Genomic DNA, 22,824 nt, shown 5'->3' on the forward strand with positions numbered 1-22,824 from the left:
GCGCGCCAACCGGATATTCCCATGCGGGGCGCTTCTGCTTCGCAAAGCGAAAAGGGAGTGTCCGATGAATACCGCAACCGCAACGCTTGCTGCAGGTGCGTTGCTCGCACTGGCGGCGGCAAGCCCGGCGATGGCCGACCATCACAAGGCCGGCGCCAAGGAAAAATGTTATGGCGTCGCGCTGGCCGGCAAGAATGATTGCGCCGCCGGTCCGGGGACGAGCTGTGCCGGCACCTCCAAGGTCGATTACCAGGGCAATGCCTGGAAATATGTCGCAGCTGGCAGCTGCGAGAAGATGGGCGGCTCGCTTACGGCAAAGGCCGGCAACAGCAAGCCGATGCCGAAGAAGAGCTGACCCTTGGCCGGCGCTTCGCGAACCTTGCCCCCACCGCCTGGCGCGGGGATCGGTCTGAAGTCCGCGCACTTCGCCGACATCCTCGATGCCGCGGCGCGGGGCGCCGGCCCCTCCTGGGTGGAAGTCCATCCGCAAAATTACATGATGGATGGTGGGCCGATGCATCATTGGCTGACAGCGGTCCACGAGCGACTGCCGCTGAGCTTTCACTCGGTCGGCCTGTCGCTTGGCAATCCGGACGGAGTCGACCGGGACGAACTCGAACGGCTCGCCCGGTTGGCCGACCGCTATGCCCCAGCGCTGATCTCGGACCATCTGAGCTGGTCGAGCCTTGACGGCGAGCAAATTCCGGACCTGTTGCCCCTGCCAATGACCGCGGCCAGCCTCGCCCATTTCGCGGTCCAGGTCGATCAGGTGCAGGACCGGCTTGGCCGCCCGATCCTCATCGAAAATCCTTCGCGCATGATCGGCTTCGCGCACGACAGCTACGACGAACCCGATTTTCTTGTCGAGCTGGCGGGAAGGACCGGCTGCGGCTTGCTGCTGGACCTCAACAATGTGCTCGTCCAGCGAACCAACCTCGGCATCGACCCAATCGACTATGTCGACCGGATTTCCTCGCACCTCGTCGGCGAAATCCATGTCGCCGGCCATAGTGTGGAGGACCATGGCGGAGAGCGGCTGGCGATCGACGATCATGGATCGCCAGTGGGCAAGGAGTGTTGGGAATTGCTCGCGCATGTAACCGCGCGTTGGGGTCCGCGGCCGGTGCTGGTCGAATGGGACAATGACGTGCCCGCCTTCGCCGAATTGGCGGCGGAAGCTGGTCGCGCGGACCTCATCCTGGGCGAGGCTCTTGCCAATGCGGCCTGACGCTCATCTTGCCGTGCACGGGGCGATCGCCGGGGGGCCCGACCAGCTCGTCGGCGACATGTTCGCGGGTCAGAGGGCAGGGCAGCTTCGCGCCCTTCGCGCCCATGCCAATACGATCAGCCATGCCCGGCATGTCGCCATGGAGGACAGCTACCCTCGCACGCGCCAATTTTTGGGGCTGGAGAATTTCCATCGCGCTTCCGCCGAACATCTGGCCGCCCAAACCACGCTTCGGCGGCCGCTTCGCCAGATAGGAGCGGAATTCGCCCAGCGGCTTGACGATCCCGCCGCTGCCGACCTGGCCGAAGTCGAATGGGCATGGCTAGAAAGTCATGGCGCATCGGACGAGCCTGGCCTGACCCTCGACGTTATTCGCGGCTGGTCCGCGCAATCGCTTCTCGAAACGCGCGTTCGCCCGCATCCGGCGGCCCGTTTCATCCGGCTACGCCGGCCGAACGCCTTTCGTTGGGACCATAGGATCGTGGGAGACGGCCCCTGGGTGCTGGTCACTCGGCCGGGGCTGGAAGTGATGGTCTTCAGGGCCGGTGCCGGGGCAATGCGGGGCGCCGGGTTCGCAGCCGGCGGCGCGACCATCGCCGAGCTGCTTGAGGCTGACGCAGCCGCAACCACGATGCTCATCCAACGCGGCGCCCTGACCCTCGTCCCAAGGAGCACATCATGCTGATACTTGCCAAAGAGCTGGCGCGCCTTGCCGAGCGACCGATTGTCCAGGACATCGTCCTGCTGTTCGCGCGCATCGGACTGGGTGCAATCTTCTGGCAATCGGGACGGACCAAGGTTGATGACGGCAGCTTGCTGTCGATCAGCGACACGACCCTCTTCCTGTTCGCCGAGGAATATGCCGGGGTTCCGCTGCCAAGCGAGATTGCCGCCCATATGGCGACCTATGCCGAACATCTGTTGCCGCTCCTGCTGCTGATTGGGCTTGCGTCGCGGCTAGCGGCCCTGGGGCTGATCGGGATGACGCTTGTCATCCAGCTGTTCGTTTATCCCGAAGCTTGGTGGTCTCCGCACATGGGCTGGATAGCGCTGGGCCTGGTGATCCTCACCCAGGGTCCCGGACGGATCGCGCTCGATCGGCTGATATGGGATAGAATGGCGCGATGATCCTTGCCGACGACGACTTGCGGCGCTTGATGCGGGCCGGCCAGCGGGGCGACAAGGCCTGCTATGCCGCCGCGCTCAAGGCGTCGGCGCACTGGCTCGGATGTTTTTTTCGAAAGCGGATCGCTCCAGCGATGGTCGACGACCTGGTCCAAGAAACGCTGGCCAGTCTGCACGTCAAGCGCGCCAGCTATGATTCTGCTCGCCCATTCTACCCCTGGCTGGCGGCCATCGCGCGGTACCGGTGGATCGATCAGCTGAGGCGGCTGGAGCGGGCACCCGAAGCGCTGCTCGATCGCGAACCCGCGGTCCCGTCTGACGAGGAGCCGATCCTGTCGCGGCTCAGTATCGAACGGTTGATGATGCACCTGACGCAGGCCCAGGCCAGTGCGATCACCCTGACCAGGATCGAAGGCCTCAGCATCAAGGAGGTGGCCAGTCTGACCGGGCAGTCGGAAAGCCTGGTCAAGGTCAATGTATTTCGCGGCCTCAAGAAGCTGGCCGCGCTAGTGGAGAGTGAGTGACATGACGATTGATGCCCTAATCGACCAGCTGGCCGACGATGCCCGGCCGGTGAGGCCGCAATCGGTAACGGTTAGCCGCATCGGGTTCGGCGCCTTGTCGGCACTTACCTTGATGCTGGTGCTTGGCCTGCTCGGGGTTCGCGCGGACATTGCGTCGGGCGCACCGTCGCCGGTCATCCTGCTGATCGCGGGGCTGTTCGCCATTACCGCCGCCGCAGCGGGCCTGGCCGCAACCCGACTCGCCCGGCCGGAAGTCGGCGGGCGCCAGGGCGGGGCGTTCTGGCTGGTCGCGGCGATTGCGCTCCTTCCCCTCATCAGTCTCGTCGAATATCTGCTCGGCAATACGGCGGGAACCTCGACCGCCCTTGTCCTGCGTTGCCTTTTGTGGGGCGTGCTGGCGAGTTCGCTCACGCTCGCGCTGCTCGGTTGGACCTTGCGATCCGGCGCGACAGTCCTGCCCAGCCGGGCAAGCTGGCTTGCGGGCATTGCCGCCGGGGCAGTGGGGGCAACGGCAATCACGCTGGAATGCCCGAACGGCGAGATGCTTCATCTTGCGATCGGCCATGTCGGAATCGTAGCCGTCAGCGCCTGGATCAGCCGGCTGGTCCTGCCGCCGCTTATCCGCTGGTAACGGTCAGCAGCGCCTCATCGCCATTGTCCAGCGTCCCTTCCAGTACGGCCGACTGCAGCGCCGCCATCTCATCCGCCCAATAGCGATCGGAAACCAGATGGGGGCTTAAGGTCCGGATTTTCTCATGAAGGGCCGTTAGCCTGGGGCTGGTCGCAAGCGGTGCGTGATAATCGATGCCCTGCGCGGCGGCGATCAACTCCACCCCGACAATGCCGGCGACGTTGCGGACGATTTGGGCGGCCTTGCGCGCGGAGATGGGGGCCATCGACACATGGTCTTCTTGCCCCGCCGAAGTCGGAACGCTGTCGACGCTGGCGGGAAAGGCTAGGCTGCGGTTTTCGGCGACCAGCGCGGCTTGGGTCACCTGCGGGATCATCAGGCCTGAATTGACGCCGCCGTCGTCGGTCAGAAATGCGGGCAGCCCGCTCATCTTCGGATCGATCAGCACCGCCGTTCGCCGTTCCGACAGCGATCCGACCTCGCACATCGCCATCGCGATGATATCGGCGGCGAAGGCTACCGGCTGGGCGTGGAAATTGCCGCCGCTAATGGCATTGTCCTCATCCGCGAACACGATCGGATTGTCGGTCACCGCGCCGGCCTCGATGGTCAGGGTGCCAGCGGCATGAAGCAGCAGGTCGAGACTGGCCCCCATCACCTGAGGCTGGCAGCGCAGGCTATAGGGATCCTGGACCTTGCCACAATCGCCCGCGTGGCTTGCGACGATCGCGCTTCCCTCGAGCAACTTTCGAATGGCCGCGGCAACGCGGATCTGGCCAGGCTGTCCGCGGACTGCGCTGATCCGTGGGTCGAACGGACGGATCGAGCCCTTCAGGGCATCGACCGACAATGCCCCGGCACCCAAGGCGGCGCTGAACACCCGTTCGGCCATGAATAGCGCGTCGAGCGCGATTGCCGTCGAGGCTTGCGTCCCGTTGATCAGCGCCAATCCCTCCTTGGGACCAAGCTCAAGCGGGCTCTGGCCAAGTCGCGCAAGCGCTTCCCTTGCTGGCAGGACCTCGCCGCCGATATTGATCCGCCCTTCGCCCATCATCGCGGCGATTAGGTGGGCAAGCGGGGCGAGATCGCCCGATGCGCCGACGCTGCCCTGTGCCGGGATCACCGGCATGGCGTCCCGATCGAGCAGGTCCTGGAGCGCGTCAATGACGACTGGCCGCACGCCCGAATAGCCGCGGCCGAGGCCGAGAAGCTTGAGGATGATCATCAGGCGCACGACCCGGCGGGGCAGGGCATCGCCCAAGCCGCAGCTGTGCGACAGGATAAGATTTCGCTGCAGCTCCGATAGGCGGTCGGCCGGGATTCGGGTGTTGGCCAGCAATCCGAAGCCGGTGTTGATGCCGTAAACGGTGGCGCCGCCGGCGACGATTCGTCCGACGGCATCGGAGCTGGTCGCAACTCGCTCCAACGAGGCCGCGTCAAGCGAACAGGCTCCTCCCTGCCAGAGCTTGCGCAGCGTGGCGAAGTCGACGGATTCAGGATTTAGCGAGATCATAGTCGCCCCTTACGAGCTGCTGGTGGCTAGGAATAGCTGCCGCTGACGCGCGCCGGCCGGATCAATGTGCGAATCCATTTCGCGTCGTTTTCTGCTTTTCAGCGATCATCGAGAACCTGCGCATAGATGGAGGCGGAATCCCGTCCGCCCCATCGCTCCCGGATCATTCCGTCCGATAATTGGAACCATTCGATTGCATTGATGCGGTATGTCCTATGGGTGGGGGCATGTTCCGCAAGTCCGCGAAAATGACCGCGAAAACAGCCGGTCTCGACAAAGCGAACGGCTACGGAATTTCCGTCCACCACGCAGGCTCGGGGGTCAAGGTGAAGTGCCATGCCCTCATGCAATTCGCGCCACACCGCAGCGACCTCTTCAAGGGAAAAAGTTCCGAGCACGCCGTGAATGATGGCGTCAGGGGTGAATTGGGCGAACAGCTGGCCGAAATCGCCGACATTGAACGCTTCGATGTAATTCTGCACGGCGGGCGGAAGCGTCATCATGTACCCTTTCAACCGGTGACCATGGGCAGGTCCAGGCCCTGTTCCTTCGCGCAGTCGATCGCGGCCTCATACCCCGCATCCGCATGGCGCATGACTCCGGTGGCCGGGTCGTTCCAGAGAACGCGCTCGAGGCGTCGGTCGGCGTCTTCGGTACCGTCGGCGACGATCACAACGCCAGAATGCTGCGAATAGCCCATGCCGACTCCGCCGCCATGGTGGAGCGAGACCCAGGTCGCTCCCGACGCGGTGTTGAGCAGGGCGTTCAGCAGCGGCCAGTCGCTAACTGCATCGCTGCCATCCTGCATCGCTTCGGTCTCGCGGTTCGGGGAGGCGACGCTGCCGCTATCGAGATGGTCGCGGCCGATGACGATCGGGGCGCTGAGTTCGCCGGTTCGGACCATCTCGTTGAAGGCAAGGCCAAGACGGTGGCGCTGGCCGAGGCCGACCCAGCAGATCCGCGCCGGCAGGCCCTGGAAGGCGATCCGCTCGGCCGCCATGTCGAGCCAGCGGTGGAGGTGGGCATCGTCGGGGATCAGCTCTTTAACCTTGGCATCGGTTTTGGCGATGTCGGCGGGATCGCCCGACAGCGCCGCCCAGCGAAACGGACCGACACCGCGGCAGAATAAGGGGCGGACATAGGCCGGGACGAAGCCCGGGAAGGCGAAAGCGTCGGCGAGCCCCTCGTTGAAGGCTTCCTGCCGGATATTGTTGCCATAATCGAAGGTGGGGATACCCATCTTCTGGAAATCGAGCATCGCCTGGACATGAACCGCCATCGAGCGGCGGGCGGCGGCGGCAAGCGCTTCCGGATCCTTTTCGCGCGTCTCGATCCAACGGGCGACGCTCCACCCGGCCGGGCAATAGCCGTTGGCCGGATCATGCGCGCTGGTCTGGTCGGTGACCGCGTCGGGACGGATCCCCCGGCGGACCATTTCCGGCAGGACCTCGGCGCAATTGCCAAGCAACCCGATGCTGGTCGGTTCGGTAGCCCTGGCGATGATCTCAAGTGCTTCGTCGATGCTAGTCGCGCGATGGTCGAGATAGCGGGTATCGAGCCGCTTCTGGATCGAGCTTTCCTGCACTTCGACCGCGATGCAGTGCGCGCCAGCCATCACCGCGGCCAGCGGCTGCGCGCCGCCCATTCCGCCAAGACCCCCGGTCAGGATCCACTTGCCTTTCAGGTCGCCGCCGAAATGCTGACGGCCCATTTCCGCGAATGTCTCGTAGGTGCCCTGTACGATGCCCTGGCTGCCGATATAGATCCACGAGCCTGCGGTCATCTGGCCGTACATCATCAGGCCCTTGCGATCGAGCTCGTTGAATTTCTCCCAGTTCGCCCATTTGGGCACCAGATTCGAATTGGCGAGCAGGACGCGCGGCGCATCGCTGTGGGTGCGGAACACGCCCACCGGCTTGCCCGACTGGATCAGCAGCGTCTGGTCTTCCTCCAGTCGTTCCAGCGTCTCGACGATCCTGTCATAGCAAGCCCAGTTGCGGGCCGCGCGACCAATCCCTCCGTAGACGACCAGCGACTGCGGATCTTCGGCGACTTCCGCATCGAGGTTGTTCATCAGCATCCGGACAGCCGCCTCGGTAGTCCAATGCCTGGCCTTGATGTCGCTTCCCCGCCGCGCGCGAATCGCTGCGGAGTTTCGGATCCGTTCTAATGCCACGATAAGCTCCCTTGTGCCCGAAGGCTGTATAGACAGCTATGTATCAAGCCAGCCGGACGAGCAAGATGTACTAGACGGTAAAACTGTCCTCGAACTCGAACCGGCTGCCCGGATGGGTCAATCGCGCATAGGAAACCAGTCGCGAGCGCGACCAGGTCTGACGGATCAGCAGCAGGCAGGGTTCGACGGTCTCGATGTCGAGCAACGCGGCAACGTCGCGGTCGGGCATGACCGCACGCACGACATGATCGACGCGCTCCAGCGGGGCCGCGCGGGTCAGGAACTCATTGGGAGTGATGCTCGTGAAATCCACCTTGTCATAACCAGGGGCTATCTCGGCCAGCACGAAGCGTTCTTCCAGCTGGATCGGAATTCCAGCTTCGGAATGGACGATCACCGAATGGAACAGTTGCGTACCGGGTTCGACTCCCAGCATCGAGCCAGTCTTCTTGCTGGCCTTCTCGGCGACATTCTTGACTACATAGCTTCCGTGCTGGTGGCCGCGCGACCGGATCTCGTCGGCGATGTTGCGAATTTCGATAATGTGGCCTTTGGCCGACGGATCGGCGACAAAGGTGCCGACGCCGGGCAGGCGGGTCAGGATTCCGCTGTTCTGCAGTTCGCGAAGCGCACGGTGCGCAGTCATCCGCGATACGCCGAATTTTTTGATGAGCTCGGCTTCGGATTCGACGCGGTCGCCTGGCCTCAAATCGCCGCGGGCAATGCCGTCGACGACATATTTCTTGATGGCAGCGTATAGCGGTTCGGGCGCCCCGCGCCCGTATCGATCGTCCACGTTCGCCACCCTAGTCGCCCCGCTGTCGTTGGCGACCTGTCTAGGCGGTGGCGGCGCGGAAGGGAAGGAGGCCCGGGCAAGACATCGCCCGGGCCCGCTTGACTACATATTGTTCATGTCGTGGCCGGCGTGAGGGTCTTCGGCCGGTTCCGCCGGCTTTGGCTTGGGCGCCGCCGGGACCGGCTTCGTGGGGGTCGGCTTCGCAGCAGGGGCTGGGGCGGCGGGCGTTTGCGTTTCGGCGGCTGGTTCGGCCTCGGTCACGGGGTCGGCCATGATATCGTTGACGGCGGGCAGTTCAGGCGGCGCCATCATGGCGTTAACGTCGTTCGCGGTCAGATTTTCGGCAGGCTGATCGGTCCCGCCACAGGCGGCAAGCGACCCGAACAAGGCGATAGCGGTCAGTCCGGTGATTACAGGCTTCATCTTCGTTCCAATCTGTGAGGATTACGGTCAGGGTGAATATCAAAACCAGGTGCGGATTCCGACGACCAAGTTGAGGCCGCCTCCACGTTCGCCGTGCGCCCGGCGATAGTCCCGTGTCGCACCGAATGCGCGTTCATAATCTACCCCGGCATAGGGCGCGAACAGGGGCGAGATTTCATAGCGGAGACGGACGCCCAGTGCGGCGTCGGTCAGCCCGCTGCCGAGACCAAGCTCCCCGACTTTTTGCGCCGACAGGCCGGCTTCCACCCGTGGCTGCACGATCAGCTTCTGGGTAATGCGAAGGTCATATTCGGCCTCGGCGCGCGCGGTCACTTCGCCCTTGGATGACAGAAACAAGGCACCGTCTACCTCGACCCAATAGGGCAACAGGCCCTGCACGCCCAGCGCGAGGTGGGTCCGGTTGGGGCCCTCTCCGAAATCACCGCGAAGTCCAGCCTGGAGGTCGAACCAGGGGCCGATCGCATGGCTCCAGAGCGCCTGGACCTCTGCCTCTTCGACCTTGCGGCCCCAATCGCCCTCGACCTCGGTTTTCAGCCACAGCTTGTCGATATCGCCGCCGATCCAGCCTTGGGCATCGACGACATAGCCGTCGCGGCCCTTGCGAAATTGCTGTTCCGCACGGTCGATAAGAAGTTTCGCGACGGTCATGTCGCCATGTTCTTTGCGAAGGATGCTGCGTCCCCGGGCCATGGCATCGCTGCCCCAAACCGCATCCGCCGCATCGGCAGGACCCGCCAGCGCCTCGGCGGGCGCCGGCCGGACCGGGATCTCGACCTGCTGCGCTGCGCCCATGTCATGGCCTGCATGCGGATCGACCGCCGCCGGCTCGCAATGGCCCATCGCCGCATGTTCCGGCTGACAGGATGTGGTGGCGGCGGGTGCCGCAGGCACGGGTTCGGCCGCTGGCTCGGGCAACTTGCAGTGACCCATGGCGGCATGTTCGGGAGTGCAGACAATGGCCGCCGGCTCGGAGGGCAATGAGGCATGGCCTTCCGGCAATTTGCAATGCCCCATTGCCGCATGTTCGGGGGTGCAGGTCGGAGGCGCCGATTTGGGCGCCGGTTCGGGCATCTTGCAGTGCCCCATCGCTGCATGTTCGGGCGTGCAGCTTGTGGCGGGAGCGGGACTTGCCCCACTCGGATGGCCGCTATGCTGGGCCAGGGCCGGAGGCGCGAGCGTGGTTGCCGCGAGGAGGAGGGAGGCGCGGATCATGCTTCTGCTCCTTCCAGCGGGCGGACGCTGACGACGCGCATCATCCCCGCGTGCATGTGATAGAGAAGGTGGCAGTGGAACGCCCAGTCGCCGGGCGCGTCGGCAGTCAGGTCGACGTCGACATAGCCGCCAGGCAGCACGCGGATGGTGTGCTTGAGCGGTTGGTTGCCGGGATTGCCATTGACGATCTCGAAGAAATGACCGTGCAAGTGCATCGGATGGGTCATCATCGTGTCGTTGATCATCCTGAGGCGCACCCGCTCGTTTCTGGCGAAACGATAGGGCTCCGGGTTTTCGCTCAGCTTCTCGCCGTCCATCGACCACATGAAGCGTTCCATGTTGCCGGTCAGGTGGATGTCGATCCGCCGGGTCGGGACCCGCGTGTCGCTGTTGGGCGTCAGCGCGACAAGATCCTTGTAGGTCAGTACCTTGTGGCCGACATCGTCGAGCCCGACGCCCGGATCGCCGACCCGGTCCATCGGCATCGGCGCAATCATGTCGACTCCCGGTCCGACCTTGAAATCGACCTTCGATTTGTCGCGCATGTCGTGGCTCATCGCCGGAGCCGATGAGGCCGCGTCGCCATGCGCGGAATGATCCATCGACCCGTGATCCATTGCGCCCATTCCCATGTCGGTCATGGTCAGCGTCGGCCGCTTGCGCAGCGGCGGCACCGCGGCGCGCATTCCGGCCTGCGGGGCTAGCGTCGCAACGCCCATGCCTGACCGGTCGATGCCCTCGGCGATCAAGCTGTAAGCGCGGTTTTCGGGGACCACGATCAGATCGTAGGTTTCGGCATTGCCGATCTGCAGTTCGTCGACCTCTACAGGCCGCACCGCGATCCCGTCGGTCGCGACGACCAGCAGCTTCAGGCCCGGGATACGGATGTTGAATATGGTCTGGGCAGCGGCATTGATCAGCCGCAGCCTCACCCGCTCGCCAGCGCGGAATAGTCCGGTCCAGTTTTCGCCCGGGCTGTGGCCGTTAATGAGGTAGGTATAGGCCGCCGCGGTGACGTCCGAAATGTCGGTCGGATCCATCCGCATCCGGGCGAATTCGCGCGCCTCCTTGGCCGACATTTTGTCCTCGCCCCGGTTGGCCAGCGTCCGCCTGTTGCGGTTGAAGACTCCGCCTTCCTGCTTCAGGCGGGTGAACAGCCGATGCGGGTGCATGAAGGTCCAGTCGGACAGGACGATGACATGTTCACGGTCATGGGCGATCGGGTCGGGACCGGCGGGATCGATGATGATCGGGCCATAATGGCCAAGCTGTTCCTGAAGCCCGCTGTGGCTGTGATACCAGTAGGTACCAGACTGACGGACGGGAAACTCATAGGTGAAGCTCGACCGAGCACGGATACCCGGGAAACTGATGCCGGGCACCCCATCCATGTGGAAGGGAACGATCAGCCCGTGCCAGTGAATCGACGTGTCCTCGTCAAGCTGGTTGTCGACAGTGATCCGGACATTTTGGCCCTCCTTCAGCCTGACTAGCGGGGCCGGAATGGTGCCGTTGATCCCGATCGCATGGCCGGGCCTGCCGTCGACCCGGAAATTCAGTTCGCTGACGGTCATGCGGATGTCCTCGCCGGACAGCAGGCCCTGCGACTTGGCGGCGGTCAGGCCGTGGCTTGTGGTGGCCGCCCAGGCAGGTTGCAGCCCGGCGGCTGCGGCAAGCGCCGCGCCCCCGCCAATAAAGGCGCGGCGGTCGATGGAAATGTCGTTCATGCGATCCCCTTCGCGGTCGCTAACGACCGCGAGACGTCAAAGGTTGCTGGAACAGTACGGGGGCGCCGATCAGGCCGGCGCCCCCGACCGATCAGTGCGCGTGTCCTTCGTGCGCGGACGCGGGAGCGGCAGCCGCCGCTCCATCCTTCTTGTCCATGCACTCCATCTTGCCGCCCTGCTTGGCCTTTTCGCAACATTCCTTGCAATCATGCTTGGCATGATCCGCATGGTTCATGGCCTTGGCTTGGCCGTTGTGCTGGCTGTGGTCCATCCCCTTATGTTGGGCATGGTCCATCTTGTGGCCGGCATGGGGGTCGGCAGCCGGCGCGGTCTGTGCGGCGGCGGGTACAGCAAGCAATAGCGCAATCGCGCCGATAAGGGTCGTCTTCATATCAGTCTCCGTAAGATTCGTGGGGGTCTTGAAACTTACGCGAGACGTGGAGGCGGCGTTGGTAGCTTGGCGACGAAACTGCGTTGCTGCCGGTCGCCGGATGGCCTGAAGGCGCGGCGCAGCATTAGCTGAGCCGCCATCGGTTGACCAGGAGAAACGGCCAGTGCCAGACACATGGTCGCGCAATCGGTTTGGTCCCGCTCGCCATCATGATGCTTGGCGGCGTCAGATGGTTGGCAATGCTCGCTGGAAGCCGAGGCCTGCGGCATCGGTGCGGCCGCCAGCGCCTGCCCGCCGGGCATGGCCAGCGGCGCGAAAAGCATCGCCACGGCCAGCAGCGCCAAGAGGAAACCTTTCAGCTTCATGCGAGGGCATATGGACCCTCTGTTGCCGCATTTCAATCGTCACGGACTTGTCTTAAATAGTTGCCGATCGGCCACGCCATCGCCGCGAAACCGTCTGCGCCAGCCTTGAAATCACGTCAGCTGCGCCTCTGTTTACGAGGTGTGGCAAGGTCGGCCAACGGCTCGTACAATTATATATTGACATGTATAGACAGTTACCTTCTGTTCCCGACTCAAGAAAATCGAGGAGGGCAGATCCATGGCGAAGTCATACGTGCGGTTGCTGGCGGGAACGATACTGGCGGGGGCGTCGGTGCCGGCGTTGGCTCAGGAAACACCGCCCGCAGATGCGCAGGCCGAAGCGGCTTCGACCGAGGTCGCTGCCCCCAATAGTGACGATGCGATCATCGTCACCGGCTCGCGTATCCGCCGCACCGACCTAGTTGGCGTCGGCCCGGCGACGGTCGTGACTGCGGAAAGCATTGAGAATACCGGCGTCGTCAATCTCGAAAATGTGCTGCAGCGCCTTCCTGCAAACGCCGGCTTCGCCGGCAACCAGACCGCGTCATACTGGACTAGCAACGGCTACGGCACGGCCCAGGTCAATTTGCGCGGCTTGGGTATCAAGCGGACGCTTGTCCTGCTCAACAACCGTCGCCTAGTTGCCGGCGGAACCGGCGCCAATTCGTCCCCCGACCTCAACATGATCCCGGTGTCCATCATTTCCCGCATCGACGTTCTGAAGGACGGCGCCTCGGCCATATATGGCGCGGACGCGGTCGCGGGGGTGGTCAACATCGTTGCCAATACCGGTTTCGAAGGCCTGGGACTTGGAGCCCGCGCAGGTATCACGGAAAAGGGGGACGGCGGCGATTACACCGTCGACCTGACTTGGGGCTGGCAGCATGATCGCGGGGGGATCGTTGCCGCAGCTACCTATCAGAAAACAAAGCCAGTCAACATGGCATCGCGGGCGGATTGTGGACTAAGTGAGGTCTCGCCAGGTGTTCTGGGTTGCCGAAACAGTGCTTCGACCCTGGGCGGCCGGGCTGTGCTGCCAAATGGCCAGCAGATCAATTTCAATAACAACCCTAATGGTGACGGCGACTTCTACGAACCTTACAGCGCCGCGCTCCACAATTTTAACTCCAACCCGTTCCTCAATGCCGTCAGCCCGATCGAAAGGGTGAGCACGGCTGCGTTCGCTCACTATGACGTCACCGATAGCATCACCGCGTTCGGGGAATTCCTCTACACCTGGCGGCAGAGCGAGCAGATCGCGACTCCGGGCACACTCCGCAACCTGGCTATTTCGGCGAGCAACCCGACCAATCCCACCGGTCAGGATATCGTGCTCATCCAGCGCCGCCTCGGCGAACCGGGTCCACGCGTCTTCTTCCAGGAGACCAATACCTACCAGGGGACCGTCGGCTTGCGCGGGAAAATCGGTGGTGGCTGGAACTGGGAAGTTGCTGGCGCCTATGGCCGCAACACCGCGACTGATGGAATGACCAATATCGCAAACCTTGCCCATGTGCGGAACACGGTGAATACATCGGTCTGCAGCTTTGCCCCGGGGGCGGCTATTCCTTGCGCCGACTATCTGGGTAACGGCGATGTAACGCCAGCGGTGCTCGATTATATTCTTGCGACCACCAAGGATCGAGGCGGAAACGAACTCAAGACGCTGTATGCGGACATCACCGGCGACCTGTTCAGCCTGCCCGCCGGGTCGGTCTCGCTTGCGACCGGAGTTGTTTATCGCAAGGAGAAAGGCTGGCGCGATCCCGACCCGCTGATTGTGGCTGGCGTCGCGAACACCAACCAGCAGTCACCCATCTCGGGGTCGGTCACCGCGAAGGAAGCGTTTGCCGAAATCTCGGTTCCGCTGCTCAAGAACATGGCGGTAGCCAAGGCGCTGACGCTGAATGGCGCGCTACGCTATTCCGACTATGATCTGTTCGGCAGCACCTGGAACTATAAGGTGTCGGCAGACTGGCAGGTTATCGACTCGCTCCGGCTCCGCGCGACGTATGGAACAGGCTTCCGGGTGCCTAACGTGCCGGAACTGTACGGCGGCGTCTCGGAGGGCAACCTCACCACCACCGATCCGTGCAGCAACTATGTCGCTAGCGGCAACCCCACCCTGATCGCCAACTGCCAGGCGCACGGCGTGCGACCCACCTATGTCCAGCTCGGGAACACCATCCTCACCACGGTTGGTGGCAACCCTGACCTGGCACCGGAAAAATCGAAGAGCTGGACCGTCGGCGCGGTTGTTCAGCCGCAGACGATCCTTCCCGGCCTTTCGCTGACTGCTGACTGGTTTTCGATTGATATCGACGATGCGATCCGCGCAATTCCCGGGTCGACCAAATTATCGGTCTGTTACAACACGGCTAACCTTGCCCATCCTTTCTGCAATGACTTCCGGCGCAGCTCGCTGACTAACGAAATCACCTTCCTGTCGGCGCAGCCGATCAACACGGGCCGCGAAAAGATGAGCGGTCTGGACCTTGGACTGGTTTACAGCCGTAAACTGGCTTCGGTGGGGCTGAAGGTTGACCTCAATGCCACTTATCTCAAGGAATATGTGGTCACGCCCTTCCCCGGCGGCGAGGACATTCCCTTCGACGGCTATATCGGCGGGGGCAATGGCGGCTATCCCAAATGGCGCGGTTATGGCGTTATCACTGCCGATTTCGGAGTTCCGGAACTGACTTGGTCGACACAGTGGATTGGCAAGGCTACCGATTTCAATGCCCAGAAGGGTGAGCTTGGCTACCGTACGCCCAACGTCTTTTACCACAATGTTCAACTTGCATTCGACGTGCAGCGGGACTTCCGTTTTGCGCTGGGCGTCGATAACCTGTTCGACAAGAAGGCGCCGTTCATCCAGAGCTGGACCGACGCCAACACTGACACGATGACCTACGACCTGCTCGGCCGGCGCTTCTACGCCAGCGTTCGACGTCAGTTCTAAGGACAGGGACGCACGTTATGGCAATTCGCTGGCCCCTTCTGGTCCGCCGCACTCACAAGTGGTTGGGGCTAGTCCTTGGTGTTCAGGTGCTGATGTGGACCGTGAGTGGCATGTATATGGTCGCCATCCACATCGACTATATCCACGGTGACCATCTGGTCAGGTCGCAAGCTGCGCCGCCGCGTGACTTGGCTGGCCTAGTCGATCCATCGGTCATCGCCGCCTCCGAGCCCACGGCTCGGGAAGTGAAGATGCAAACCTTTCTCGACCAGCCCGTGTGGCGGGTCGACACCAAGGACGGGCCACGACTTTATGACGGCGTCACCGGCGCTCCTGTGCCCGCCTTGACCCGCGATCAGGCAGAAAGGGTTGCCAAGCGCATCTACACCGGTGAGCCGACCATCGTGTCGACCCAGTTGCTGACTACCGCTCCGATCGAAATGCAGACCCGCAAGCCGCCTTATTGGCGGGTCGAATTCGAGGGTTGGAACCAGCCGACGCTCTACATCTCGCCCGTGACGGGCGAACTGATCAGCCGAAGACACAATCTTTGGCGGATTTTCGACTTCGCCTGGATGCTCCACATCATGGATTATTCGGAACGGACCGACGTCAACAATCCACTTCTGCGTGTGGCCACATGGAGCGCGGTGTTCATGGCTTTGGCGGGGGCCTGGCTCCTTTATTGGTCATTCCCCCGCAGGAAGAAGGCGAAGAAGCTCGTATGAAGATGCAGCATGTCGCGCGCCCGGTGAGGTTCTGGACCCAGCCGATCTTCTGGCGCCGGATCCACAAATGGGTCGGCCTGATCCTCGGTCTGCAATTCGTCCTGTGGACCGTCAGCGGTGCGGTGATGGCGCTGCTGGATAAGGACAAGGTGGGTGGCCACAGCGCGGCCGCCCCGATCGAAGTCAGCGCGCCTTGGCCGTCCAACTTGGTCCCAGCCAAGTCAATTGGTCCGGTCCGTGAGATCAGCATGCGCTGGCTGCTCGACCGCCCGATATATGAAGCGGTTCGCGGCGGCGGCGATACAGCGATCATCGACGCCCGGACTGGACGCGCTCTCTCCATCAGCGGCCCCATGGCCGGCGACATCGCCCGGAAGGCGTTTCACCATGACGCGCCGATCGTGTCGACGGAGTGGATGGCAAAATCGAACCTCGAGGCGCGCGACCATGCGGGTCCCATGTGGCGCGTTAACTTCGCCGATGCCGAGAACAGCAGCAGCTATGTTTCCGCCGTCACGGGCAGGCCACTCGTCAATCGCGGCGATACCTGGCGAACCTGGGACTTCGTCTGGATGCTTCACAACATGGACTATGTGAACAGGTCCAGTTTCAATCACCCGCTGATCATCTTCGTTGCCTTTGGAACACTGTGGCTGGCCTTCACCGGCTTCTACCTCCTGTTCAAAAGCTTTCGTCGTCGTGAATTCAGATGGCTTCTGGGGCGAGAGAAGCAAGGCTGACCGGGGCTCAGCGCGCCGAGCGTTCGAACCCGCCCATTGGCCAGCGGCGGCAAAACAGGCTACAAGCAAATTGACGCGACGGTTCGACGTATGAACCGCCTGCGCCGCGTAAGCTGGCGCCCATCGCGAAGGCGCTAGACCACATGTGGAGGAGCGTCATTATGATGAAGAATATCGGAACGGCTGACCGGGTCGTCAGGCTTAGCGTGGCGGCCCTGCTGGCCTTCCTCGCGATGACGACGTCCGTCCAGGGTACGGCTGAAATCATTAGTTACGTCGTCGCCGCCTATCTCGCGCTGACCGCGATCGTGGGTCAATGCCTGATTTACCGGGCGCTGGACGTCAACAGCAAGGATCATGGGGGGACATATCATAGCGGGGAGGACCCGTTCGACGGCCGCGCCGGCAACTAGGGCGCAGAAGGCCGAAAAGCAAAAGGCCCCGCATCGCTGCGGGGCCTTTCTTGTTTGACCTGAAGTCCGACGATCAGTCGTCGTCGCGGTTCAGGAAGGCAGGCGCGAATTCCGGCGCCGGCCCATTGTCGTCGTTTCGGTTATCGCTCCGTTCCCGGCGCGGACCGCGATCGCCACGATCCCCACGGCCTTCACCGCGCGGACCGCGATCGTCGCGATCGCGGCGGGGGCCACGATCGCCACGGTCGCCACGGTCACGGCGGGGACCGCGGTCACCGCGATCGCCGCGCGGACCACGATCGTCGCGCTGCTCGCGCGGCGGACGGGTGTCTTCCAGCTCGGCACCGGTTTCCTGGTCAACCAGCCGCATCGACAGGCGGACCTTGCCGCGCGGATCGACCTCGAGCAGCTTGACCTTGACTTCCTGGCCTTCAGTCAGGACGTCGGCGACCTTTTCGACACGCTCGTTCTTGATCTCGGAGACGTGAACCAGCCCGTCCTTGCCCGGCATAAACGTCACGAACGCGCCGAAATCGACGATGCTCGCAACCTTGCCGGTGTAAACGGTGCCGACTTCCGGTTCGGCGACGATGCCGGTGATCCAGTTACGGGCCGCTTCGATCTGCGACAGGTCGGACGAGGAGATCTTGATCAGCCCCTCATCGTCGATGTCCACTTTGGCTCCGGTCGTTGCGACGATTTCACGAATGACCTTGCCGCCGGTGCCGATCACTTCGCGGATCTTGTCCTTGGCGATCTGCATCGTTTCGATGCGCGGCGCATGCGCCGACAGTTCGGTCCGGGTCTCGCCGAGCGCCTTGGACATTTCGCCCAGGATGTGCGCGCGGCCGTCCTTGGCCTGCGCCAGTGCGACCTTCATGATCTCCTCGGTGATCCCGGCGACCTTGATGTCCATCTGGAGCGAGGTGATGCCCTCACTGGTCCCGGCAACCTTGAAGTCCATGTCGCCGAGGTGGTCCTCGTCGCCCAGGATGTCGCTGATCACCGCGAAGTCCTTGCCTTCGAGGATCAGGCCCATGGCAATGCCTGCCACCGGGCGCTTCAACGGAACGCCGGCATCCATCATCGAAAGCGAACCGCCGCAGACGGTGGCCATCGAGGAGGATCCGTTGCTCTCGGTGATGTCCGACAGGACGCGGATCGTGTAGGGAAATTCCTCGGCCGAGGGCAGCATCGGGTGCAACGCACGCCATGCCAGCTTGCCATGGCCGACTTCGCGGCGGCCCGGCGCGCCGAAGCGGCCCACTTCGCCGACCGAATAGGGCGGGAAGTTGTAGTGCAGCATGAAGCGCGAATAGCTGAGGCCGTCGAGGCCGTCGATCATCTGTTCGGCGTCCTTGGTGCCCAGCGTTGTGGTGCAGATCGCCTGCGTCTCGCCGCGGGTGAACAGCGCCGAACCATGGGCACGCGGCAGGAAGCCGACCATCGCTTCGATCGGGCGGACCGTCTTGGTGTCGCGGCCGTCGATGCGGCGGCCTTCCTTGATGATCGCCGTACGGACCACGTCCGCTTCCAGCTTCTTCACCAGCTTAAGCGTGCCGAGATAGGCAGCGGGATCGCTCTCGGCCAAATCGGCAAAGGCGTTGCGGGCCTTCTCGCGGGCCGCATTGATTGCGGTCTGGCGCTCTTGCTTGTTGGTCAGCTTATAAGCCGCTTCAAGATCGGCGCCGATGACGCCCTTGAGCTTGGCCTTGGTCTCGCCGCTGTCTTCCAGCAAGTCGAGTTCCCACGGATCCTTGGCGGCCTTTTCGGCAAGCTTGATGATCGCATCGCAAATCTTCTTCGACGCGGCGTGGGCGAACATGACCGCGCCCAGCATCACGTCTTCAGACAGCTCATTGGCCTCGGATTCGACCATCATCACCGCGTTCGGCGTTCCGGCGACGACCAGATCGAGATCGCCTTCGGCGATTTCGGTCTGGGTCGGATTGAGGATATAGTCGCCGTCCTTGTAGCCGACGCGGGCAGCGCCGATCGGACCCATAAACGGTACGCCGGAAATCGTCAGCGCGGCCGACGCGGCGATCATCGCCAGGATATCGGGCTCGTTCTCGCCGTCGTATGACAGGACCTGCGCGATCACCAGGACTTCATTGTAGAAGCCTTCCGGGAACAGTGGACGGATCGGGCGATCGATCAGGCGGCTGGTCAGCGTTTCCTTTTCGGTGGCGCCGCGTTCGCGCTTGAAGAAGCCGCCCGGGATGCGCCCGGCGGCCGAGAATTTTTCTTGATAGTGGACGGTCAGCGGGAAGAAATCCTGGCCCGGCTTGACCGATTTGGCGGCGGTGACCGCGCAAAGCACAACGGTTTCGCCGAGAGTGGCGAGAACGGCGCCGTCGGCCTGGCGGGCGACGCGACCGGTTTCGAGCTTCAGCGTCTTGCCGCCCAGCTCGATTTCTTGGGTTTTGATGTCGAACATTCTATTTCCTTCACCCGGCGGCCGGATGCCGGCGGGGTCATCTTGGCAGACGAATCCGGTCTGCGAGCGGTGCGGGGCCTGATGTGCCCCAAGGCCTGTTCCGCCGAATTGCGGCAGGCCCGAAATGCGAAGGGCGCCGTCGAGGCGCCCTTCCGAAAACTTTACTTGCGGAGGCCGAGCTTGGCGATCAGGTCGCTGTAACGCTGGACGTCCTTCCGCTTGAGATAGTCGAGCAGCGAGCGCCGCTTGTTGACCAGCATCAGCAGGCCGCGACGCGAATGATTGTCTTTCGCATGCGTCTTGAAATGCTCGGTCAGGTTGAGGATGCGCTCGGTCAGGATCGCGACCTGGACTTCGGGCGAACCCGTGTCTTCCGAACCGCGGGCATTGTCCTTGATGATCTGCTGCTTCTTCTCAGCGGTAACCGACATCGTTCACTCCTTAATCGTCTAAAGGTTGAACCCGCGCACGACACGAAGCGTGACGCCCTCGGCTTCGACGAGGGCAACCGGCGTGTCGCCGTCCTTCGCCAAATGAAGCCCCGGTTGCGCGGGGATCCCGAAAAGCGGCTGTCCGTGACGGAGCAGCCTGGACTGTTCGGGGGTGACGGGGAGGGCCGGGATGTCGTCCAGCCCCGCCTCAAGCGGGAGAACCGTCCTCGTCAATGCGCGCGCCTTAACGGCATCGTCCAGAAAGTCCAGCGAAATCGCGTCGTCCAGCGAGAAGGGACCGGCCTTGGTTCGGCGCAACATGGTGACATGGCCGACGCTGCCAAGGGCGCGGGCGATGTCCCGTGCCAGGGATCGGATGTAGGTGCCCTTTGATACGGTCGCGCAAAGCGTTGCGCCACGCGAGTCGGCCGACAAAAGGCGCAGCTCGTGGATCGTCACTTGGCGCGTCTTCAGCGCCACCTGCTCTCCGGCGCGGGCCAACTCATAGGCGCGCTTGCCGTTGACCTTCAGCGCCGAATAAGCGGGCGGCATCTGTTCGATCGGGCCGGTAAAGCGCGGCAGCACCGCACCCACCTGCGCGCGCGTTGGGATGATGTCGCTGGTCGCAGTGATCTTCCCTTCGGCATCCAGCGTATCGGTTTCCTCGCCGAAGCGGATCGTGAAGTCATAGGCCTTGGTAGCGTCCAGCATCCGCCCGGCGAGCTTCGTCGCTTCTCCTAGCGCGATCGGAAGCACGCCGGAGGCGAGCGGGTCGAGCGTTCCGCCATGGCCAATCTTGGTTTTCGGCTCGCCCGCTTGGCGCAGCGCGCGCTTGACCGCGGACACGGCCTGAGTGGAGCCCATGCCGACCGGCTTGTCGAGAATGATCCAGCCATTGAGGGACATCGGCGGCGCGATAGACAAGGACGGCCGCTTTGACCATAAGTCCGCCGCGAATTCCCGGAAGGACCTGTCGTTGCTTACAATAGTCGGCGAATGCGATCAGCGGCTGTTCGGCATGACGCCTGCGACCCGTCTGGCGCGGCAGCTTGCCTCGCTCGGTGACCTTGCGCTGGTGGCCCATGCCTCGGCCGTCCTGTCCGACGACACGGTCGCATGGCTGGCCAGCCATCCGGGGACAGTGATCGCCTCGCCCGCGGGGCGCCCGCTCGCCGTCGCAGCCGAACAGGGCCAGGTCGAGGCTGCACGCGCGGCCATCGCCGGCGAGGTGGCCGATCTTCCCATCGTCAGCGCCGATGCGATCGGCCCGGTCTATGTTCGCAAGCTTCGCCGCACGCTCGTGCCGCTGGCGTTGGCACTGGGCGAGCAGCCTCGGGCAATCATCGAGCGGCGGCTGTTCGCGAGCGTCTACAAGGGCGTCACCGATATCGTCACCAAATATGTCTGGCCCGAACCGGCATTATGGCTGACCCGGCTGTCGGCGGCAGCGGGGCTGAGGCCAAACGCGGTGACGATGGTCGGTTTCGCCCTGACCTTCATTGCCGGCTGGCAATTCTATGTCGGCAACCTAGGCGTCGGATTGATCGCGGCCTGGGTGATGACCCTGCTCGACACCGTCGATGGCAAGCTTGCCCGCGTGACGCTCACGTCCAGCACGCTCGGTGACCGGCTCGATCATGGCAATGACCTGATCCATCCGCCCCTGTGGTGGCTGTGCCTGGCGGTGGGGATCGGCCTGGTCGATCCGGGCCATCCGTGGATCTGGCCGTCCTGCTGGATCATCCTTGGCACTTATGTCGTCGGCCGGGTGCTGGAAAAGACGTTCAAAAACAAGTTCGGGATCAACCCGTTCATGTGGCAGCGGTTCGACAGCCGCTTCAGGATGATCGTGTCACGCCGCAACATCATCCTCCTTATCATGACTGCCGGCGTCCTTGTCGGGCTTCCCGCCGAAGCCTTTGGCCTGTGTGCAGCCTGGAGCCTGATGTCGGTGCTGGTCCAGGCTGCCCGGTACGGCCAGGCGATAACCCATGCCCGTGCCGCACAGGTCGACGCCTGGCTGCGATGAACTGGGATCGGCTGAAACAGCTGTTTGGGCGGGAATATCTGCCGATGATCGCGCTCATCGCCATGTGGGCGGTGATCGTCGTCGCGATCGGCCACGCGGACGCAGCCCGCCTGCTGGCCGCGATCACCTTCATTCGCGCCGCGCAGATGCTGACCCGGCTGTCGACGGCTTCGTTGATGCGCAAGCGCATTCGCGCGTCGCGCGATGTCCGGCGACAGGCCAAGCGGCTGGCTACCGAGTTTCAGTTGATGGCATTGATCGCCGCCCTGCTGACGGTCGCGGCGATTAGCGAAGGATTGAAGGCGGTTGGCCAATATGAGCTTGCGACCTACCTGCCCTTCGTCGCGATCGGCATGCCGGCGCGATACATCCGCCAGGCCGACGTCAAGACCGCCTCGCGCTATTTCCGGCTGGCACTGAGCGGAAGCGGGCTGGTCATGGTGTCGATCGGATGGGCGGCCGGGCTCACCGGGCTGGCCATGGCCTTTGCGTTCGGCGCGCGCGAATGGATTGCCTACATGGTCATGCGCCTGTGGCCCAAGCCGCCTTTCGTGCCGCGCAGGCATATCGCCGAGCCGCTTACTTTCGCGGAAGTCGCGATGAATTCCGCCGTGGTCAGCCGCAGGATGCTGACCTATCGCCTGTCGAAGACGCTGCTGGCGGCGTTCGGCCCATTCGGCAACATGGCCGCGCGGACCGGCCGAGAGCTGAAATGGCACCGCAAGATCGAACCCTATCTACCGCACCATCTCGGCGGGTTCATCCTGTTCACCGTGGTCACTCTTGGGGGCGGCGCGATGCTGGCGACGTACATCGACGAACCGGCGGCGATGATTGCCGCCGCCGCGATGTGGCAGGTCGGGATGGCGACGTTCAATGTGGTACTGTTGTGGCGATGGCTTCCGGAACGGCCGGAAGAGGTCGACGATGAAGACGATGACGACTGAGT

General features: G+C 63.3%; 24 protein-coding genes. 12 read left to right on the forward strand and 12 right to left on the reverse strand.

Annotation, left to right across the window (positions count from 1 at the left end; genetic code table 11):
• Positions 1 to 64 precede the first annotated feature (64 nt).
• The 6 genes from FMM02_RS08220 to FMM02_RS08245 are packed head-to-tail and all read left to right on the forward strand — an operon-like array spanning position 65 to position 3,508.
• Positions 65 to 355: a BufA1 family periplasmic bufferin-type metallophore gene (locus tag FMM02_RS08220; RefSeq protein ID WP_147494389.1), complete on the forward strand. Its 291-nt coding sequence runs from the start codon at positions 65 to 67 to the stop codon at positions 353 to 355.
• A 3-nt stretch (positions 356 to 358) separates the two neighbouring features.
• Positions 359 to 1,228 (forward strand): MNIO family bufferin maturase, encoded by an 870-nt coding sequence (gene bufB, locus FMM02_RS08225; protein ID WP_147494390.1) that lies wholly within the window; start codon positions 359 to 361, stop codon positions 1,226 to 1,228.
• Positions 1,218 to 1,913, forward strand: coding sequence for an HvfC/BufC family peptide modification chaperone (locus tag FMM02_RS08230; RefSeq protein WP_187107739.1), 696 nt, complete (start codon positions 1,218 to 1,220; stop codon positions 1,911 to 1,913). The genes bufB and FMM02_RS08230 overlap by 11 nt, the downstream gene beginning before the upstream one ends.
• The gene (locus FMM02_RS08235; protein WP_147494392.1) at positions 1,907 to 2,356 is read left to right on the forward strand and encodes a DoxX family protein; all 450 of its coding nucleotides are present in this window, start codon (positions 1,907 to 1,909) and stop codon (positions 2,354 to 2,356) included. Before FMM02_RS08230 ends, FMM02_RS08235 begins: the two co-directional genes overlap by 7 nt.
• Positions 2,353 to 2,877 carry a sigma-70 family RNA polymerase sigma factor gene (locus FMM02_RS08240; protein WP_147494393.1) on the forward strand — a complete coding sequence of 175 codons (525 nt, stop codon included), beginning with the start codon at positions 2,353 to 2,355 and terminating at the stop codon, positions 2,875 to 2,877. Before FMM02_RS08235 ends, FMM02_RS08240 begins: the two co-directional genes overlap by 4 nt.
• A gap of 1 nt (position 2,878) precedes the next feature.
• Positions 2,879 to 3,508 carry an NrsF family protein gene (locus FMM02_RS08245; protein ID WP_147494394.1) on the forward strand — a complete coding sequence of 210 codons (630 nt, stop codon included), beginning with the start codon at positions 2,879 to 2,881 and terminating at the stop codon, positions 3,506 to 3,508.
• On the opposite strand, the gene hutH is transcribed toward FMM02_RS08245, so the two are convergent.
• The 9 genes from hutH to FMM02_RS08290 all read right to left on the reverse strand — a co-directional run bounded on the left by hutH (position 3,495) and on the right by FMM02_RS08290 (position 12,132).
• Positions 3,495 to 5,021: a histidine ammonia-lyase gene (gene hutH, locus FMM02_RS08250; protein ID WP_147494395.1), complete on the reverse strand. Its 1,527-nt coding sequence runs from the start codon at positions 5,019 to 5,021 to the stop codon at positions 3,495 to 3,497. The genes FMM02_RS08245 and hutH overlap by 14 nt on opposite strands.
• 98 nt (positions 5,022 to 5,119) lie before the next feature.
• On the reverse strand, positions 5,120 to 5,524 hold the full coding sequence (locus tag FMM02_RS08255) for an ester cyclase (RefSeq protein WP_147494396.1): 405 nt from the start codon (positions 5,522 to 5,524) through the stop codon (positions 5,120 to 5,122).
• 8 nt (positions 5,525 to 5,532) lie between these two features.
• Positions 5,533 to 7,197 (reverse strand): urocanate hydratase, encoded by a 1,665-nt coding sequence (hutU, locus tag FMM02_RS08260; RefSeq protein ID WP_147494397.1) that lies wholly within the window; start codon positions 7,195 to 7,197, stop codon positions 5,533 to 5,535.
• A 70-nt stretch (positions 7,198 to 7,267) separates the two neighbouring features.
• On the reverse strand, positions 7,268 to 7,993 hold the full coding sequence (gene hutC / locus FMM02_RS08265) for a histidine utilization transcriptional repressor HutC (protein ID WP_246104751.1): 726 nt from the start codon (positions 7,991 to 7,993) through the stop codon (positions 7,268 to 7,270).
• A gap of 102 nt (positions 7,994 to 8,095) precedes the next feature.
• Complete coding sequence (locus FMM02_RS08270) at positions 8,096 to 8,416, reverse strand: hypothetical protein (RefSeq protein ID WP_147494399.1); 321 nt, start codon at positions 8,414 to 8,416, stop codon at positions 8,096 to 8,098.
• 39 nt (positions 8,417 to 8,455) lie between these two features.
• Positions 8,456 to 9,649 (reverse strand): copper resistance protein B, encoded by a 1,194-nt coding sequence (locus FMM02_RS08275; protein ID WP_246104752.1) that lies wholly within the window; start codon positions 9,647 to 9,649, stop codon positions 8,456 to 8,458.
• Positions 9,646 to 11,376 (reverse strand): copper resistance system multicopper oxidase, encoded by a 1,731-nt coding sequence (locus FMM02_RS08280; protein WP_147494400.1) that lies wholly within the window; start codon positions 11,374 to 11,376, stop codon positions 9,646 to 9,648. The genes FMM02_RS08275 and FMM02_RS08280 overlap by 4 nt, the downstream gene beginning before the upstream one ends.
• Before the next feature lie 91 nt (positions 11,377 to 11,467).
• Positions 11,468 to 11,767 (reverse strand): hypothetical protein, encoded by a 300-nt coding sequence (locus FMM02_RS08285; RefSeq protein WP_147494401.1) that lies wholly within the window; start codon positions 11,765 to 11,767, stop codon positions 11,468 to 11,470.
• A gap of 35 nt (positions 11,768 to 11,802) precedes the next feature.
• A complete protein-coding gene (locus FMM02_RS08290; protein ID WP_147494402.1) occupies positions 11,803 to 12,132 on the reverse strand; it encodes a hypothetical protein in 330 nt (109 codons plus the stop codon).
• Between the two features lie 238 nt (positions 12,133 to 12,370).
• Between FMM02_RS08290 and FMM02_RS08295 the strand changes: the two genes are divergently transcribed.
• From FMM02_RS08295 to FMM02_RS08310, 4 genes are all read left to right on the forward strand, one after another.
• Positions 12,371 to 15,094, forward strand: a complete 2,724-nt coding sequence (locus FMM02_RS08295; protein WP_147494403.1) for a TonB-dependent receptor — start codon at positions 12,371 to 12,373, stop codon at positions 15,092 to 15,094.
• Between the two features lie 17 nt (positions 15,095 to 15,111).
• Entirely contained in the window at positions 15,112 to 15,822 is a 711-nt protein-coding gene (locus FMM02_RS08300; protein WP_147494404.1) for a PepSY domain-containing protein, read from the forward strand.
• Positions 15,819 to 16,562: a PepSY domain-containing protein gene (locus FMM02_RS08305; protein ID WP_246104753.1), complete on the forward strand. Its 744-nt coding sequence runs from the start codon at positions 15,819 to 15,821 to the stop codon at positions 16,560 to 16,562. The genes FMM02_RS08300 and FMM02_RS08305 overlap by 4 nt, the downstream gene beginning before the upstream one ends.
• Positions 16,563 to 16,723: 161 nt before the next feature.
• Positions 16,724 to 16,975, forward strand: a complete 252-nt coding sequence (locus FMM02_RS08310; RefSeq protein WP_187107740.1) for a YgaP family membrane protein — start codon at positions 16,724 to 16,726, stop codon at positions 16,973 to 16,975.
• Positions 16,976 to 17,048: 73 nt separating this feature from the next.
• Here FMM02_RS08310 and pnp read toward each other — a convergent pair whose 3' ends face one another.
• The 3 genes from pnp to truB form a co-directional block, all read right to left on the reverse strand.
• A complete protein-coding gene (pnp, locus tag FMM02_RS08315) occupies positions 17,049 to 19,415 on the reverse strand; it encodes a polyribonucleotide nucleotidyltransferase (RefSeq protein WP_147494406.1) in 2,367 nt (788 codons plus the stop codon).
• A gap of 161 nt (positions 19,416 to 19,576) precedes the next feature.
• Positions 19,577 to 19,846 carry a 30S ribosomal protein S15 gene (gene rpsO, locus FMM02_RS08320; protein ID WP_147494407.1) on the reverse strand — a complete coding sequence of 90 codons (270 nt, stop codon included), beginning with the start codon at positions 19,844 to 19,846 and terminating at the stop codon, positions 19,577 to 19,579.
• Between the two features lie 18 nt (positions 19,847 to 19,864).
• Positions 19,865 to 20,752 (reverse strand): tRNA pseudouridine(55) synthase TruB, encoded by an 888-nt coding sequence (truB, locus tag FMM02_RS08325; RefSeq protein WP_147494408.1) that lies wholly within the window; start codon positions 20,750 to 20,752, stop codon positions 19,865 to 19,867.
• Here truB and FMM02_RS08330 point away from each other — a divergent pair.
• Both FMM02_RS08330 and FMM02_RS08335 read left to right on the forward strand, forming a co-directional pair.
• Positions 20,730 to 21,875: a CDP-alcohol phosphatidyltransferase family protein gene (locus FMM02_RS08330; RefSeq protein ID WP_147494409.1), complete on the forward strand. Its 1,146-nt coding sequence runs from the start codon at positions 20,730 to 20,732 to the stop codon at positions 21,873 to 21,875. The two genes, truB and FMM02_RS08330, sit on opposite strands and share 23 nt — an antisense overlap.
• Positions 21,872 to 22,822 carry a hypothetical protein gene (locus FMM02_RS08335; RefSeq protein WP_147494410.1) on the forward strand — a complete coding sequence of 317 codons (951 nt, stop codon included), beginning with the start codon at positions 21,872 to 21,874 and terminating at the stop codon, positions 22,820 to 22,822. The genes FMM02_RS08330 and FMM02_RS08335 overlap by 4 nt, the downstream gene beginning before the upstream one ends.
• Positions 22,823 to 22,824 lie beyond the last annotated feature (2 nt).

The sequence above is a fragment of the Sphingomonas xanthus genome (assembly GCF_007998985.1).
Classification (GTDB): Bacteria; Pseudomonadota; Alphaproteobacteria; order Sphingomonadales; family Sphingomonadaceae; genus Sphingomicrobium; species Sphingomicrobium xanthum.

What these genes read in the sequence shown, in the direction of transcription:
- FMM02_RS08290 (WP_147494402.1), bottom strand. Translation starts at nt 12,132, where the DNA reads ATGAAGCTGAAAGGTTTCCTCTTGGCGCTGCTGGCCGTGGCGATGCTT.
- FMM02_RS08305 (WP_246104753.1), top strand. Translation starts at nt 15,819, where the DNA reads ATGAAGATGCAGCATGTCGCGCGCCCGGTGAGGTTCTGGACCCAGCCG.
- FMM02_RS08310 (WP_187107740.1), top strand. Translation starts at nt 16,724, where the DNA reads ATGATGAAGAATATCGGAACGGCTGACCGGGTCGTCAGGCTTAGCGTG.
- FMM02_RS08245 (WP_147494394.1), top strand. Translation starts at nt 2,879, where the DNA reads ATGACGATTGATGCCCTAATCGACCAGCTGGCCGACGATGCCCGGCCG.
- FMM02_RS08335 (WP_147494410.1), top strand. Translation starts at nt 21,872, where the DNA reads ATGAACTGGGATCGGCTGAAACAGCTGTTTGGGCGGGAATATCTGCCG.
- FMM02_RS08280 (WP_147494400.1), bottom strand. Translation starts at nt 11,376, where the DNA reads ATGAACGACATTTCCATCGACCGCCGCGCCTTTATTGGCGGGGGCGCG.
- FMM02_RS08270 (WP_147494399.1), bottom strand. Translation starts at nt 8,416, where the DNA reads ATGAAGCCTGTAATCACCGGACTGACCGCTATCGCCTTGTTCGGGTCG.
- FMM02_RS08300 (WP_147494404.1), top strand. Translation starts at nt 15,112, where the DNA reads ATGGCAATTCGCTGGCCCCTTCTGGTCCGCCGCACTCACAAGTGGTTG.
- FMM02_RS08275 (WP_246104752.1), bottom strand. Translation starts at nt 9,649, where the DNA reads ATGATCCGCGCCTCCCTCCTCCTCGCGGCAACCACGCTCGCGCCTCCG.
- pnp (WP_147494406.1), bottom strand. Translation starts at nt 19,415, where the DNA reads ATGTTCGACATCAAAACCCAAGAAATCGAGCTGGGCGGCAAGACGCTG.
- FMM02_RS08230 (WP_187107739.1), top strand. Translation starts at nt 1,218, where the DNA reads ATGCGGCCTGACGCTCATCTTGCCGTGCACGGGGCGATCGCCGGGGGG.
- rpsO (WP_147494407.1), bottom strand. Translation starts at nt 19,846, where the DNA reads ATGTCGGTTACCGCTGAGAAGAAGCAGCAGATCATCAAGGACAATGCC.
- FMM02_RS08295 (WP_147494403.1), top strand. Translation starts at nt 12,371, where the DNA reads ATGGCGAAGTCATACGTGCGGTTGCTGGCGGGAACGATACTGGCGGGG.
- FMM02_RS08240 (WP_147494393.1), top strand. Translation starts at nt 2,353, where the DNA reads ATGATCCTTGCCGACGACGACTTGCGGCGCTTGATGCGGGCCGGCCAG.
- FMM02_RS08235 (WP_147494392.1), top strand. Translation starts at nt 1,907, where the DNA reads ATGCTGATACTTGCCAAAGAGCTGGCGCGCCTTGCCGAGCGACCGATT.
- hutH (WP_147494395.1), bottom strand. Translation starts at nt 5,021, where the DNA reads ATGATCTCGCTAAATCCTGAATCCGTCGACTTCGCCACGCTGCGCAAG.
- FMM02_RS08220 (WP_147494389.1), top strand. Translation starts at nt 65, where the DNA reads ATGAATACCGCAACCGCAACGCTTGCTGCAGGTGCGTTGCTCGCACTG.
- FMM02_RS08330 (WP_147494409.1), top strand. Translation starts at nt 20,730, where the DNA reads ATGATCCAGCCATTGAGGGACATCGGCGGCGCGATAGACAAGGACGGC.
- FMM02_RS08285 (WP_147494401.1), bottom strand. Translation starts at nt 11,767, where the DNA reads ATGAAGACGACCCTTATCGGCGCGATTGCGCTATTGCTTGCTGTACCC.
- truB (WP_147494408.1), bottom strand. Translation starts at nt 20,752, where the DNA reads ATGTCCCTCAATGGCTGGATCATTCTCGACAAGCCGGTCGGCATGGGC.
- FMM02_RS08255 (WP_147494396.1), bottom strand. Translation starts at nt 5,524, where the DNA reads ATGATGACGCTTCCGCCCGCCGTGCAGAATTACATCGAAGCGTTCAAT.